The sequence below is a fragment of the Comamonas terrigena NBRC 13299 genome, assembly GCF_006740045.1.
Classification (GTDB): Bacteria; Pseudomonadota; Gammaproteobacteria; order Burkholderiales; family Burkholderiaceae_C; genus Comamonas; species Comamonas terrigena.
In genome coordinates this window covers 3,948,630-3,961,896 of record NZ_AP019749.1, presented here as the reverse complement: position 1 = coordinate 3,961,896, position 13,267 = coordinate 3,948,630, and the positions used below count along the sequence as shown (strand labels likewise).

The 13,267-nt window shown below is 66.0% G+C and carries 11 protein-coding genes; all 11 read left to right on the top strand.

Annotation, left to right across the window (positions count from 1 at the left end):
- Nucleotides 1-41: 41 nt before the first annotated feature.
- Genes mraZ through murC form a run of 11 tightly spaced genes read left to right on the top strand, consistent with a single transcriptional unit; the run spans nucleotide 42 to nucleotide 13,264 of the window.
- Entirely contained in the window at nucleotides 42-470 is a 429-nt protein-coding gene (gene mraZ, locus CT3_RS17990; protein ID WP_066537794.1) for a division/cell wall cluster transcriptional repressor MraZ, read from the top strand.
- A gap of 12 nt (nucleotides 471-482) precedes the next feature.
- The gene (gene rsmH, locus CT3_RS17985; RefSeq protein ID WP_066537793.1) at nucleotides 483-1,412 is read left to right on the top strand and encodes a 16S rRNA (cytosine(1402)-N(4))-methyltransferase RsmH; all 930 of its coding nucleotides are present in this window, start codon (nucleotides 483-485) and stop codon (nucleotides 1,410-1,412) included.
- 55 nt (nucleotides 1,413-1,467) lie between these two features.
- Nucleotides 1,468-1,749: a cell division protein FtsL gene (gene ftsL, locus CT3_RS17980; protein WP_066537791.1), complete on the top strand. Its 282-nt coding sequence runs from the start codon at nucleotides 1,468-1,470 to the stop codon at nucleotides 1,747-1,749.
- 2 nt (nucleotides 1,750-1,751) lie between these two features.
- Complete coding sequence (locus CT3_RS17975; protein ID WP_066537859.1) at nucleotides 1,752-3,494, top strand: peptidoglycan D,D-transpeptidase FtsI family protein; 1,743 nt, start codon at nucleotides 1,752-1,754, stop codon at nucleotides 3,492-3,494.
- Nucleotides 3,491-4,987, top strand: a complete 1,497-nt coding sequence (locus CT3_RS17970; protein WP_066537788.1) for a UDP-N-acetylmuramoyl-L-alanyl-D-glutamate--2,6-diaminopimelate ligase — start codon at nucleotides 3,491-3,493, stop codon at nucleotides 4,985-4,987. The genes CT3_RS17975 and CT3_RS17970 overlap by 4 nt, the downstream gene beginning before the upstream one ends.
- On the top strand, nucleotides 4,987-6,381 hold the full coding sequence (locus CT3_RS17965; RefSeq protein ID WP_066537785.1) for a UDP-N-acetylmuramoyl-tripeptide--D-alanyl-D-alanine ligase: 1,395 nt from the start codon (nucleotides 4,987-4,989) through the stop codon (nucleotides 6,379-6,381). Before CT3_RS17970 ends, CT3_RS17965 begins: the two co-directional genes overlap by 1 nt.
- On the top strand, nucleotides 6,372-7,550 hold the full coding sequence (mraY, locus tag CT3_RS17960) for a phospho-N-acetylmuramoyl-pentapeptide-transferase (RefSeq protein ID WP_066537782.1): 1,179 nt from the start codon (nucleotides 6,372-6,374) through the stop codon (nucleotides 7,548-7,550). The genes CT3_RS17965 and mraY overlap by 10 nt, the downstream gene beginning before the upstream one ends.
- Nucleotides 7,551-7,555: 5 nt before the next feature.
- Nucleotides 7,556-9,502 carry a UDP-N-acetylmuramoyl-L-alanine--D-glutamate ligase gene (gene murD / locus CT3_RS17955; RefSeq protein ID WP_083520461.1) on the top strand — a complete coding sequence of 649 codons (1,947 nt, stop codon included), beginning with the start codon at nucleotides 7,556-7,558 and terminating at the stop codon, nucleotides 9,500-9,502.
- A gap of 5 nt (nucleotides 9,503-9,507) precedes the next feature.
- Nucleotides 9,508-10,773, top strand: a complete 1,266-nt coding sequence (gene ftsW / locus CT3_RS17950; RefSeq protein ID WP_066537851.1) for a putative lipid II flippase FtsW — start codon at nucleotides 9,508-9,510, stop codon at nucleotides 10,771-10,773.
- Entirely contained in the window at nucleotides 10,770-11,834 is a 1,065-nt protein-coding gene (gene murG / locus CT3_RS17945; protein WP_172591769.1) for an undecaprenyldiphospho-muramoylpentapeptide beta-N-acetylglucosaminyltransferase, read from the top strand. The genes ftsW and murG overlap by 4 nt, the downstream gene beginning before the upstream one ends.
- Nucleotides 11,831-13,264, top strand: a complete 1,434-nt coding sequence (gene murC, locus CT3_RS17940) for a UDP-N-acetylmuramate--L-alanine ligase (RefSeq protein WP_066537770.1) — start codon at nucleotides 11,831-11,833, stop codon at nucleotides 13,262-13,264. The genes murG and murC overlap by 4 nt, the downstream gene beginning before the upstream one ends.
- The last annotated feature ends 3 nt before the right edge of the window (nucleotides 13,265-13,267 follow it).

The window sequence follows — 13,267 nt, the reverse complement described above, 5'->3', positions numbered from 1 at the left end:
CGCAGAGGTCGCAAGGTTCAACCTAGCCGGGGTCAACAACCGTGTTTCAAGGGGCGTCTTCGCTGAGTCTGGATGCGAAGGGGCGGCTTTCAGTGCCGACCCGGCATCGTGACGCCCTCCTGGCCATGGCCGAAGGCCAGATCACCATCACCAAGCATCCCCACGGCTGCCTCATGTTGTTTCCCCGTCCTGAATGGCTGAAGTTCCGCGAACGCATCGCAGAGCTGCCCATGTCCGCGCAGTGGTGGAAGCGCATCTTTCTGGGCAATGCCCAGGATGTGGACATGGATGGCACCGGCCGCGTGCTGGTGGCACCCGAGCTGCGCCAGGCCGTGGGCCTGAGCAAAGAGGTGGTGTTGCTGGGCATGGGCAACCACTTCGAGCTGTGGGACCGCGCCACTTACGAAGCACAGGAGGCAGAGGCCATGCAGGCCGACATGCCGAACGTTTTCCAGGATTTTGCTTTTTGAAAAGGGCGAGCGTTGAACCAGCCCCTCCAACACATCACCGTCCTGTTGGACGAAGCCGTGGACGCCCTGCTGGGTGCGGCCGGGCCTTCGCCCGCCGGTCAGTGGGTGGATGCGACTTTTGGCCGTGGCGGCCATTCCCGCAAGATTTTGCAGCGACTGGGGCCGGATGGCCGCCTGGTCGCTTTCGATAAAGACCCGGAAGCGATTGCCGAGGCGGCACGCATCACGGACCCGCGTTTTTCCATCCGCCACGAAGGCTTCCGCCATCTGGACGAATTGCCCGCAGGCAGCTGTGCCGGCGTGCTGATGGACCTGGGCGTGAGTTCGCCCCAGATCGACAGCCCCGAGCGGGGTTTCAGCTTCCGTTTCGACGGCCCTCTGGACATGCGCATGGACACCACCCGTGGCCAGAGCGTGGCCGACTGGCTGGCCGATGCGGAGGTGCACCAGATCGCGGAGGTGATACGTGACTATGGCGAAGAACGGTTTGCTGGGCCCATTGCAAAGGCGATTGTTGCTCGGCGCACAGAAAAAGGCCCTCTCACCACCACTGCCGAGCTGGCCAGCATCGTGGCTGGTGCGGTCCGCACACGGGAGGCAGGCCAGAACCCTGCCACGCGGACCTTTCAGGCTTTTCGGATTTTCATCAATGCCGAGCTCGAAGAGCTGCAGCAGGCGCTGGCCGCCGCGTTGAAGGTGCTGCAGCCGGGCGGTCGCCTGGCTGTGATCAGCTTCCACTCGCTGGAAGACCGCATCGTCAAGCAGTTCATCGCCCAGCATTCCAAAGAGGTGTATGACCGCAGGGCGCCGTTTGCCGCGCCCCAGCCCATGCGCCTGAAGGCGCTGGAACGCATCAAGCCCAGCGCACAGGAAATCGAGGGCAATCCGCGTTCACGCAGCGCCGTGATGCGCGTGGCCGAGCGCACCGAGGTGCCTGCATGATCTGGCCGCTGCGCACTGCTTCCATCCACCTGGCTGCCTGGCAGCGGGAGGAAGCATGCTGCGCCTGAATATCCTCCTGCTGGCGGCCGTGGTGGCGAGTGCACTGTTTCTGGTGCACACGCAGTACGAGGCGCGCCGCCTGTTCACCGAGCGTGAACGGGCGCAGCATGACGCGCGCGAGCTGATGACCGAGTACCAGCGCCTGCAGGTGGAAAAGCGTGCCCAGGCCACGCCGCTGCGCATCGAGCGCCTGGCGGTGGCGCAGAGCATGCAGAGTGCCACACCGGCCATCACCCAGTATGTGGAAGACAAGGCGGCTGCCGGAGGTGCGCAATGAGCGTGCACCGCAGCGTCACCTACACCTCCAGCCCGCTGCTGGCGAGCAAGACGCCCAAGTGGCGCAGCAAGTTCATCATGGGCTTGATGGTGCTGGGCTTCACCGGCCTGGGCGTGCGTGCTGCCTATGTGCAGGTGTTCGGCAACGAATTTTTCCAGCGCCAGGGTGAGGTGCGTTACGCGCGCACGCTGGAGTTGCCGGCCAACCGCGGCCGCATTCTGGACCGCAATGGTCTGATCTTGGCGTCCAGCGTGCCGGCGGCCAGCATCTGGGCCATTCCCGAAGATATAGAGCTGGACAGCGCCGAAGTGCGCGCCAAGCTGCCCCAGCTGGCCCGGCTGATGGACATGCCGCTGGCGGCCATCAAGAGCAAGCTGGACAACGACAAGAGCTTTGTCTGGCTCAAGCGCCAGCTGGACTGGGAAGTCGGCCAGCAGATCAAGGCACTGGGGATCAAGGGCATCTACCAGACCAAGGAATACAAGCGCGAATACCCCGAAGGCGAGTCGGCAGCCCACATCGTGGGCTTTACCAATGTGGAAGACCATGGCCAGGAAGGCATGGAGCTGGCTTTCGACAAGGATCTGGCGGGCAAGCCGGGTTCGCGCCGGGTGATCAAGGACCGTTTCGGCCGCGTGGTCGAAGGCCTGGGAGAGGAAATTCCGCCCATGGACGGTCGGGAGATCCAGCTGTCCATCGACAGCAAGATCCAGTTCTACGCCTACCAGAAGCTGCGTGACCAGGTCATCGCCCACAAGGCCAAGGCCGGCACGGTGGTGGTGATGGATGCCAAGACCGGTGAGCTGCTGGCGCTGGCCAACTACCCCAGCTACGACCCGGGCAACCGCAAGCGCCTGACTGGCGAGCAGCTGCGCAACCGCGCCATCACCGACGTGTTCGAGCCGGGCTCGACCATGAAGCCCATCACCGTGGGCGTGGCGCTGCAGAGCGGCAAGTTCAAGCCCAGCACCATCGTGGACACCACGCCCGGTCGCATCAACGTGACCGGCTCGACCATCTCCGACACCCACAACTATGGGGTGCTGACGGTGGAGGGGGTGATCCAGAAGTCCAGCAACGTGGGCACGACCAAGATTTCCCAGCAGCTCACGGCGCAGGAAATGTGGGAAACCTATTCGGCCCTGGGCTTCGGCCAGAAGCCCCAGATTTCCTTCCCGGGCGCCCAGAGCGGGCGCTTGCGACCGTACAAGACCTGGCGGCCTGTGGAGCAGGCCACCATGTCCTACGGCTACGGGCTTTCGGCCAGTCTGCTGCAGATCACCCGGGCCTATACGGTGTTCTCGAATGACGGCAAGGTGATACCGGCCAGCATGCTCAAGATCGATCGCCCCCCTGTGGGCGTTCCTATTTTTTCGGAGCGCACGGCCAGTTCCGTGCGCAAGATGCTGGCGCTGGCCGCCGGTCCCGGGGGCACCGGTCAGCGTGCCCAGACCGTGGGCTATTCGGTGGGCGGCAAGTCGGGTACGGCGCGCAAGCAGGAAGGCAAGGGCTATGCCGCGGGCAAGTACCGCGCCTGGTTTGCCGGTATGGCGCCGATCGAGAGCCCGCGTGTGATTGTTTCCGTGATGGTGGACGAGCCCATGAATGGCACCTACTACGGTGGCACGGTGGCGGCCCCGGTATTCAGCGATGTGGTGCAGCAGACGCTGCGTTTGATGGGCGTGCACCCCGATATGGCCGTGCAGCCCCAGATTGTGGCCAACCCGGTGGAGGAGTCGCTGTGAGCACGCTGCACACACTCGCCACACCGCAGGATGCCGTGCGCTGGCTGCGCAGCCGCGTGACCGGGGCCTTGCGCACCGACAGCCGCCAGGTGCAGCCCGGTGACGGGTTCATCGCCTGGCCCGGCGGCGTGACCGATGGTCGGGCCTATGTGGCATCGGCCCTGGAACGCGGCGCTGCAGCCTGCCTGGTGGAGCTGGAGGGCGCCGACGCCTTTGACCTGCGAGGAGATGCGGTCGCGGCCTTTTCCGGTCTGAAGGCGGCCACGGGTGACATCGCCGACCTGTGGTTTGACCGTCCCTCGGACGCGCTGACCGTGCTGGCCGTGACCGGCACCAATGGCAAGACTTCCACCGCCTGGTGGCTGGCCCATGCACTCTCGGCCTGGCCGATGCACCAGCGCACCGGCTGCGCCCTGGTCGGCACGCTGGGCATTGGCGTGCCGCCGGCGCTGGTCAGCACCGGCATGACCACCCCCGACCCGGTCTGCCTGCAAGAGGCGTTCCGCGGTTATGTGGACCAGGGGCTGGCCGCCTGTGCGATCGAGGCGTCATCCATCGGCATCGAAGAGCACCGCTTGGATGGCACACGCATCCGCTGCGCGGTCTTCACCAATTTCACCCAGGACCACCTGGACTACCACGGCAGCATGGAGGCCTACTGGGCTGCCAAGACCCGCCTGTTCCGCTGGAACGGCTTGCAGACCGCCGTGGTCAATATCGACGATGCCCATGGCGCCACCCTGGCGCAGCAGCTGCAGACACAAGAGGGCCTGGAGGTCTGGACGCTGTCCATCCGCCAGCCCGCACGCCTGTGGGCGCGGGACATAGGCCACGGCCGCGAAGGGCTGCGCTTCACCGTGGTCGAAGGCGATGCCGCAGTGCCGCTGCAGACCCGGGTGGTGGGCCACTACAACATCAGCAACCTGCTGGGCGTGATCGCCACCTTGCGCAGCCTGGGCATGCCGCTGGCGCAGGCCGTGCAGGCCTGTGCGCACCTGGAGCCGGTGCCCGGCCGCATGCAGCAGATTGCCCAGCCTGGTCAGCCGCTGGTGGCGGTGGACTATGCCCACACCCCCGATGCACTGGAGCAGGCCTTGACGGCCTTGCAGCCGGTGGCGCAGGAGCGTGGTGGCCGGCTGTGGTGCGTGTTCGGCTGCGGCGGCAACCGGGATGCCAGCAAGCGCCCGTTGATGGGGCAGGCCGCCCAGCGCCGGGCCGACCAGGTGCTGGTGACCAGCGACAACCCGCGCGGCGAAGTGCCCGAGGCCATCGTGCAGCAGATTGTGGCGGGCATGCAGCCCGGTGCCCTGATCCAGGTGGACCGGGCCGCGGCCATTGCCCAGGCCATTGCCCAGGCGGCGCCCCAGGACGTGGTGCTGCTGGCCGGCAAGGGCCATGAGGATTACCAGGAAGTGATGGGCGTCAAGCGCCCGTTCTCGGACATGGCCGAGGCGCAGCGTGCGCTGGCGGCCCGCGAAGGACAAGCAAAGTGATGATGACATTGCAACAGGCACTGGTGTGGATCCAGCGCTCCCAGCCCGCAGCGCGGCTGGTGGGCGATGGCGCCACGCCCCTGCAGCGCGTGTGCACCGACACGCGCCAGCTGCAGGCCGGTGACCTGTTTGTGGCGCTCAAAGGCGAGCGCATGGACGCCAACGATTTTCTGCCACAGGCCCGGGCTGCCGGCACCGTGGCCGCCGTGGCCCACCGTGGTCTGGAGGCCGCCGGGCTGGCCGGTATCGAAGTGGCCGACAGCACCCTGGCGCTGGGCGACATTGCGGCCGGCTGGCGGGCGCAGTTCGGTCTGCCGCTGGTGGCCATCACGGGCAGCAACGGCAAGACCACGGTCACCCAGATGGTGGCCAGCATCCTGCGTGCCGCCGCCGGTGAGGCGGCTTTTGCCACGCAGGGCAACTTCAACAACGCCATCGGCGTGCCGCTGACCCTGCTGCGTCTGCAGGCGCAGCACCGCCTGGGCGTGGTGGAGCTGGGCATGAACCACCCCGGCGAGATTGCCGAGCTGGCGCGCATTGCCCAGCCCACCGTGGCCTTGGTGAACAACGCCCAGCGCGAGCACCAGGAATTCATGCACACCGTGCAGGCGGTGGCCGAAGAGAACGGCAGCGTGTTTGCCTTCCTGCCGGCTGATGGCGTGGCGGTGTTCCCTGCGGACGAAGAATTCACCGCGCTGTGGCGCGCGCTGGCGGGGAACCGCCGTCAGCTGACCTTCGGTGGCGAAGGCGCCGATGTGCGCTGCACCACCGCGCAGTGGCAAGGTGGCGCATGGCAGGTCCAGTTGCAGACGCCGGCAGGTGCCGTGGCTTGCCAGCTGCACATTGCCGGGCGCCACAACGTGCGCAATGCCCAGGCCGCTGCGGCCTGTGCACTGGCTGCGGGGGTGCCTCTACAGGCCATCGGGGAAGGGCTGAATGCCTTCCGCCCGGTGAAGGGACGCTCGCGTTCGGCCGCCTTGCAGGTCCATGGCCGCAGCGTGGCTTTGGTGGACGATACCTACAATGCCAACCCCGATTCGATGCAGGCCGCGATTGCGGTACTGGCCGAATTGCCGGCGCCGCGTGTGCTGGTGCTGGGTGACATGGGCGAAGTGGGTACGCAAGGCCCGCAGTTCCATGCCGAGATCGGTGCGGCTGCGCATGCGGCCGGGATCGAGCATGTGTTGGCATACGGTGCGCTGATGCAGCACGCCGTGCAGGCCTGTGGTGACACGGGCCGTCATTTTTCAGACAAGGCTGCATTGAATGAAGCAGTCCTGGCATTGCTGCCCCAGGCGGGCAGCGTGCTGGTCAAGGGTTCGCGAAGCATGAAGATGGAAGAGGTGGTGCAGGCGCTGGAGTCTGCCCAGGAAGGGGGCGCAGCATGCTGCTGATACTCGCCCAGTGGTTGCAGGATCTGTTTCCGGACCTGACGTTTTTGCGCGTGGTGCAGTACATCACGTTCCGTGCGGTGATGGCGGCGCTGACGGCGCTGCTGATCGGCCTGTGGATCGGCCCCAAGGCCATCCGCATGCTCACGGCCCTGAAGGTGGGCCAGCCGGTGCGTGGCTATGCCATGCAGACCCATCTGGTCAAGAACGGCACGCCCACCATGGGGGGTGTGCTGATCCTGTTTGCGATTTCGGTCTCCACCCTGCTGTGGTTCGATCTGTCGAACCGCTTTGTCTGGATCGTGCTGCTGGTGACCTTGGGCTTTGGTGCCATCGGCTGGGTGGATGACTGGCGCAAGGTGGTCAACAAGGATCCCGAAGGCATGCGTTCGGGCGAAAAGTACTTCTGGCAGTCGGTCATCGGTCTGGTGGCCGCGCTGTACCTGGTGTTCAGCATTTCCGAGAATTCCAACGGCCGCGTGCTGGAGCTGTTCATCACCTGGGTGCAGTCCGGCTTCTCGCTGGACCTGCCGCCCAAGGCCGGTCTGCAAGTGCCTTTCTTCAAGGAAATCAGCTATCCGCTGGGCGTGCTGGGCTTTGTGGTGATGACCTATCTGGTCATCGTGGGCGCCAGCAATGCGGTCAACCTCACCGACGGCCTGGATGGCCTAGCCATCATGCCGGTGATCATGGTGGGCACGGCGCTGGGCATTTTTGCCTATGTGACCGGCAATGCCAGCTATGCCAAGTACCTGCATTTCCCCAGCATTCCCGGTACCGGCGAGCTGATGATCTTCTGCGGCGCCATGGCGGGTGCGGGTCTGGCCTTTCTGTGGTTCAACGCCCACCCGGCCCAGATCTTCATGGGCGATGTGGGGGCGCTGGCCCTGGGCGCAGCCCTGGGCACCATTGCGGTGATCGTGCGCCAGGAAATCGTGCTGGCCATCATGGGCGGCATCTTCGTGGCCGAGGCCGTGTCGGTGATGCTGCAGGTGACGTACTTCAAGTACACCAAGAAGCGCTATGGCGAAGGCCGCCGTCTGCTGAAGATGGCCCCCTTGCACCACCACTTCGAAAAGAGTGGCTGGAAAGAGACGCAGGTGGTGATCCGTTTCTGGATCATCACCATGCTGCTGTGCCTGATCGGCCTGTCCACGCTGAAGCTGAGGTGACAGCCATGGCAGACCACGACCTCCAGCCACCCGTCACCCCTCCCACGCCCGAGGCGCTGGAAGGGGAGCGCCTGCCCGTGCCGGTGAATCCGGCGGACACAGATACATTGGGCGTTGACGCTGTAGTTGATGTGGCAGGCTCCGAAGCCGTGTCAGAGCGCGCTGCCGCCGATGCCGACACCAGTGCTGCGGAGGACATTGCCCCCGCGCTGGATACGGTCGAAGTGCCCGCTGCGCCGCCCGCGGTGGAGCCGGTGCCGGATATTTCCACGCTGAGCGCCGCCAAGGATGCGGCGGCCTTCGTGGCCCAGATCTTTGCCGACCCGAGCATCTCCGATGCGGCCGACAGCGAGGTCACGGCAGTGCAGGCCGCCGCCGAGCAGGAGCCCGTGGTGGAGCTGCCCCCGGTGCCGGCGCTGTGGCCGCAGGGCCAGACGCAGCACCTGCAGGGCCAGCGCGTGCTGGTGCTGGGGCTGGGGATTTCGGGCATCGCCATGGCGCGCTGGTGCATACGTGCCGGTGCCGAGGTGACGGTGGCCGACACGCGTGCAGCCCCGCCCCATCTGCCCACCCTGCAGACCGAGCTGCCCGGCGTGCGCTTTGTGGCCGGTGACTTCACGGCCGCTTTGGTGGACGGCCAGAACCTGACCGCGGTCTACCGTTCCCCGGGCCTGAGCCCCGAGACCGTGGCCGCAGTCTTTGACGCTGCGCGCGCCATCGGTCTGCCGGTGGGCGGCGAGCTGGATCTGTTTGCCATGGCGCTGAAGGGCCTGGCCCAGGCCCATGGCTATGCGCCCAAGGTGCTGGCCATCACCGGCACCAACGGCAAGACCACCGTCACCTCGTTGACCGGCCAGTTGCTGGAGCATGCCGGCCTGACGGTGGGTGTGGCCGGCAACATCGGCCCTTCGCTGCTGGACACGCTGTCGGCACGTATCGATGCGCAGGACCTGCCGCAGGCCTGGGTGCTGGAGTTGTCCAGCTTCCAGCTCGACGGGGTGCAGGGCTTCGAGCCCACGGCGGCCACGGTGCTGAACATCACCCAGGACCATCTGGACTGGCATGGTGGCATGCCTGCCTATGCAGCTGCCAAGGCGCGCATCTTCGGCGACAAGGCACTGATGGTGCTCAACCGCGAAGACCGCACGGTGATGGACATGCTGCCGCCACCGGTCAAGGTCAAGCTGCAAAAGCCGCAGCTGCGCGCCCATGTCACGTTCGGCGCCGACATGCCGCGCAGCCCCGGGGACTTCGGTATCGAAGTGGTGGGCGGCATGGCCTGGCTGGTGCGGGCCATGGAATCCGACGAAGTCGGTCGCCGCTCGCGCGATCTGCAGGATGATTTGTTTATCCAGCGCCTGCTGCCGGCCGATGCGCTGCGTATCCGTGGCCGCCACAACGCCACCAACGCGCTGGCTGCGCTGGCCTTGGCCCAGGGCGCAGGCTGCGCGCTGGCCCCGATGCTCTATGGCCTGCGGGAATACCGGGGAGAGCCCCACCGCGTCCAGCCCATCGGCATGGTGGGCGGTATCGAGTATTTCGACGACAGCAAGGGCACCAATGTGGGTGCCACGGTGGCAGCGCTGACCGGCCTGGGGGCCGACCGCCGCATCGTGCTGATTCTGGGCGGTCTGGGCAAAGGCCAGGATTTTTCGCCGCTGGCAGCGCCGGTGTCGCGCTATGTGCGTGCCGTGGTGCTGATCGGCCGCGATGCGCCGCAGATCCGTGCGGCGCTGGCCGGCGAAGGGGTGCCGCTGTCGGATGCCGACAGCATGGAGGCCGCCGTGCGCCAGGCCACGGCCCAGGCGCAGGCCGGCGATGCCGTGCTGATGTCGCCCGCGTGCGCCAGCATGGACATGTTCCGTGACTATGCCCACCGTGCCGAGGTGTTCGTCGAGTCCGTGCGCCAGCTGGCCCGCGATGCCGGCCACGAGCTGGAAGGAGCCGAATGATGGACATGTCCAGCGTGCTCCAACGCGTATCCAACTGGTTTGGCGGTACGTCCGACAAGCCGGTGGATGTGCTGCCGGTGCGCGTGGGCGGCACGGAATACCGTGCCACGCCGGCACGGCCGGTGCAGATGCTGGGTCTGGACCAGGCGCTGGTGTGGGTGGTCATCGCCTTGCTGACCTGGGGCGTGGTGATGGTGTATTCGGCCTCGATCGCCATGCCGGACAACCCCCGTTTCGGCAAGATCGAGCCCTACCACTTCGTGCTGCGCCATGTGATTGCGCTGGGCGTCGGTTTTGTCGGTGCGCTGCTGGCCTTCCAGATCTCGATGAAGACCTGGGAGCGCATGGCGCGCAAGCTGTTCATCCTCTCCATCCTGCTGCTGGTGGCCGTGCTGGTGCCGCATGTGGGCGTGGTGGTGAACGGGGCGCGGCGCTGGATTTCGCTGGGCATCATGAACTTCCAGCCTTCCGAGCTGGCCAAGTTTGCGGTGCTGGTCTATGCGGCCGACTACATGGTGCGCCGCATGGAGATGAAGGAGCGCTTCTTCCGCGCGGTGCTGCCCATGGCGGCGGCCGTGTTCGTCTGCGGCGTGCTGCTGCTGGCCGAGCCGGACATGGGGGCGTTCATGGTGATCGTGGTGATCTCCATGGGCATCCTGTTCCTGGGCGGTGTGAACGCGCGCATGTTCTTCCTGATGGCGGCGCTGGTCATCGGTGCCTTCGTCATCATGATCGCCTTCTCCGACTGGCGGCGCGAGCGCATCTTTGCCTACCTCGACCCCTGGGACATGAAGCACGCGCTGGGCAAGGGCTACCAGCTGTCGCATGCGCTGATCGCCATCGGCCGGGGCGAGCTGTTCGGCGTGGGTCTGGGCCGCAGCGTGGAAAAGCTGCACTGGCTGCCGGAAGCGCACACCGACTTTCTGCTGTCGGTGATCGGCGAAGAGTTCGGTCTGGTCGGCCTGCTGGTGCTGATTGTGGCCTTTGTCTGGCTGACGCGCCGGATCATGGAAATCGGCCGCCAGGCGATTGCGCTGGACCGGGTGTTTTCCGGTCTGGTGGCGCAGGGTGTGGCCATCTGGATTGGCTTCCAGGCCTTCATCAACATGGGCGTGAACCTGGGCGCGCTGCCCACCAAGGGGCTGACGCTGCCGCTGATGAGCTTCGGCGGATCGGCTGTGCTGATGAACCTGATTGCCATCGCGGTGGTGCTGCGCATTGATTACGAGAACAAGGTCCTCATGCCATCGGGCAGGGGAGCAGTGAAATGACAGAGAAAGTGGCACTGGTCATGGCGGGCGGAACGGGAGGACATATCTTCCCGGGTCTGGCCGTGGCGCAGGCTTTGCGGGAGCGCGGCTGGCGCGTGCACTGGCTGGGTGCGCCCGGCAGCATGGAATCCCGTCTGGTTCCGCCCCAGGGCTTTGCCCTGGAAACGATTGAATTCGGCGGCGTGCGTGGCAAGGGGCTGGTGACGCTGGCCCTGCTGCCGCTGCGCCTGCTCAAGGCCTTCTGGCAGGCATGGCGCGTGGTGCGCCGCGTCCAGCCCGATGTGCTGGTGGGCTTTGGCGGCTACATCACCTTCCCCGGCGGGATGATGGGCGTGCTGGCCGGCAAGAAGCTGGTACTGCACGAACAGAACTCGGTGGCAGGGACCGCCAACAAGGTGCTGGCCAGCGTGGCCGACCGGGTGTTCACGGCGTTCCCGAACGTGTTTGCCAAGGGCCGCTGGGTGGGCAATCCACTGCGCGAAGCCTTTGTGCGCCAGCCCGAGCCCGAGGCCCGCTTTGCCGGGCGCAGCGGCCCGCTCAAACTGCTGGTGGTCGGCGGCAGCCTGGGCGCCAAGGCGCTGAACGACATCGTGCCCCAGGCGCTGGCGTTGATTCCGGCGGCGCAGCGCCCCAGCGTGCTGCACCAGAGCGGCGCCAAGCAGATCGACGAACTGCGGGCCAACTATGCCGCCGCCGGCGTGCAGGCGGAGCTGACCCCCTTCATTGATGACACGGCCCAGGCCTTTGCCGATGCCGATGTGATTGTCTGCCGTGCCGGTGCCAGCACCGTGACCGAAATCGCCGCTGTCGGTGCGGCAGCGGTGTTCGTGCCTTTCCCCCATGCGGTGGATGACCACCAGACCGCCAATGCCCGCTTCCTGGTGGAGCAGGGCGGTGGCTGGCTGATTCCGCAAAAGGCGCTGACGGCTGAAAAATTGGCAGAAATGCTACAGAATACGGAGCGTTCTACGCTGCTTGAACGGGCGAGAGACGCTAAGAAAATGCAAAAGATTCAGGCTACCCACGAGGTCGTGGCGGCATGCGAGGAGTTGTCCGCATGAAGCACGCCATCCAGAACATCCATTTCGTCGGCATCGGCGGTGCCGGCATGAGCGGCATCGCCGAGGTGCTGCACAACCTGGGCTACCGCGTCTCGGGCTCGGACCTGTCCAGCTCGGCCGTGCTGCAGCGCCTGCAGTCGCTGGGCATCCACACCTTTGTGGGCCATGCGGCCGAACATATCGGTCACGCCGATGTGGTGGTCACCTCCACGGCGGTGCAGGGCAGCAACCCCGAGGTGGTGGCGGCCCGCGAGAAGAAGATTCCCGTCGTGCCGCGTGCGCTGATGCTGGCGGAGCTGATGCGCTTCAAGCAGGGCATCGCCATTGCCGGAGCCCATGGCAAGACCACCACCACCAGCCTGGTGACCAGCGTGCTGGCCGAAGCCGGCCTGGATCCCACGTTCGTGATCGGCGGCAAGCTCAACAGCGCCGGCGCCAATGCCAAGCTGGGCCATGGCGACTACATCGTGGTGGAGGCCGACGAGTCCGATGCGTCGTTCCTGAACCTGCTGCCGGTGATGGCCGTGGTCACGAACATCGATGCCGACCACATGGAAACCTACGGCCATGACTTCGGCAAGCTCAAGCAGGCGTTTGTGGATTTCCTGCACCGCATGCCTTTCTATGGCCGCGCCATCCTGTGCGTGGACAGCCCGGCCGTGCGCGAGATCCTGCCGCAGCTGGCCCGTCCGGTGACCACCTACGGCTTTGCCGAGGATGCCCAGGTGCGGGCCGTCAATGTGCGCGCCGTGGCCGGTCAGATGCATTTCACCGTGCGCCGCAGCAATGGCCAGCCCATGCCGGACCTGGAGGTGGTGCTGAGCCTGCCGGGCGAGCACAACGTGCTCAACGCGCTGTCTGCCGTGGCTGTGGCCATGGAACTGGAAATTCCCGACGCCGCATTGCTGCGCGCTCTGGAAGGTTTCAAGGGCGTGGGCCGTCGCTTCCAGCGCTACGGCGAATTGCCTGCAGCCCAGGGCGGCGTGTTCACGGTGATCGACGACTACGGCCACCATCCGGTGGAAATGGCGGCCACGCTGGCCGCCGCCCGTGGCGCCTTCCCGGGCCAGCGCCTGGTGCTGGCCTTCCAGCCGCACCGCTACACCCGCACGCGCGACTGCTTTGAAGATTTCGTGCAGGTCATCGGCCATGCCGACAGCGTGCTGCTGTCCGAGGTGTATGCCGCCGGTGAAGCGCCCATCGTGGCGGCCGATGGCCGTTCCCTGACCCGTGCATTGCGCGTGGCAGGCCGGGTGGAACCAATTTTTGTTGAGCAAATCGCTGATATGCCCCAGGCAATTGCGGACAATGCTCGGTCTGGCGATGTGGTGCTGTGCATGGGGGCGGGCTCGATTGGCGCCGTCCCGGGGAAATTGGTCGAAATGCTATCGAAGAGTGAGCGGTCTGGGCAAACGGGAGGTGCGCAGTGAGTA

Excerpts from the sequence above, each read along its gene's own strand:
- murG (WP_172591769.1), top strand. The coding sequence starts at position 10,770 with ATGACAGAGAAAGTGGCACTGGTCATGGCGGGCGGAACGGGAGGACAT.
- murC (WP_066537770.1), top strand. The coding sequence starts at position 11,831 with ATGAAGCACGCCATCCAGAACATCCATTTCGTCGGCATCGGCGGTGCC.
- ftsW (WP_066537851.1), top strand. The coding sequence starts at position 9,508 with ATGTCCAGCGTGCTCCAACGCGTATCCAACTGGTTTGGCGGTACGTCC.
- CT3_RS17965 (WP_066537785.1), top strand. The coding sequence starts at position 4,987 with ATGATGACATTGCAACAGGCACTGGTGTGGATCCAGCGCTCCCAGCCC.
- murD (WP_083520461.1), top strand. The coding sequence starts at position 7,556 with ATGGCAGACCACGACCTCCAGCCACCCGTCACCCCTCCCACGCCCGAG.
- ftsL (WP_066537791.1), top strand. The coding sequence starts at position 1,468 with ATGCTGCGCCTGAATATCCTCCTGCTGGCGGCCGTGGTGGCGAGTGCA.
- mraY (WP_066537782.1), top strand. The coding sequence starts at position 6,372 with ATGCTGCTGATACTCGCCCAGTGGTTGCAGGATCTGTTTCCGGACCTG.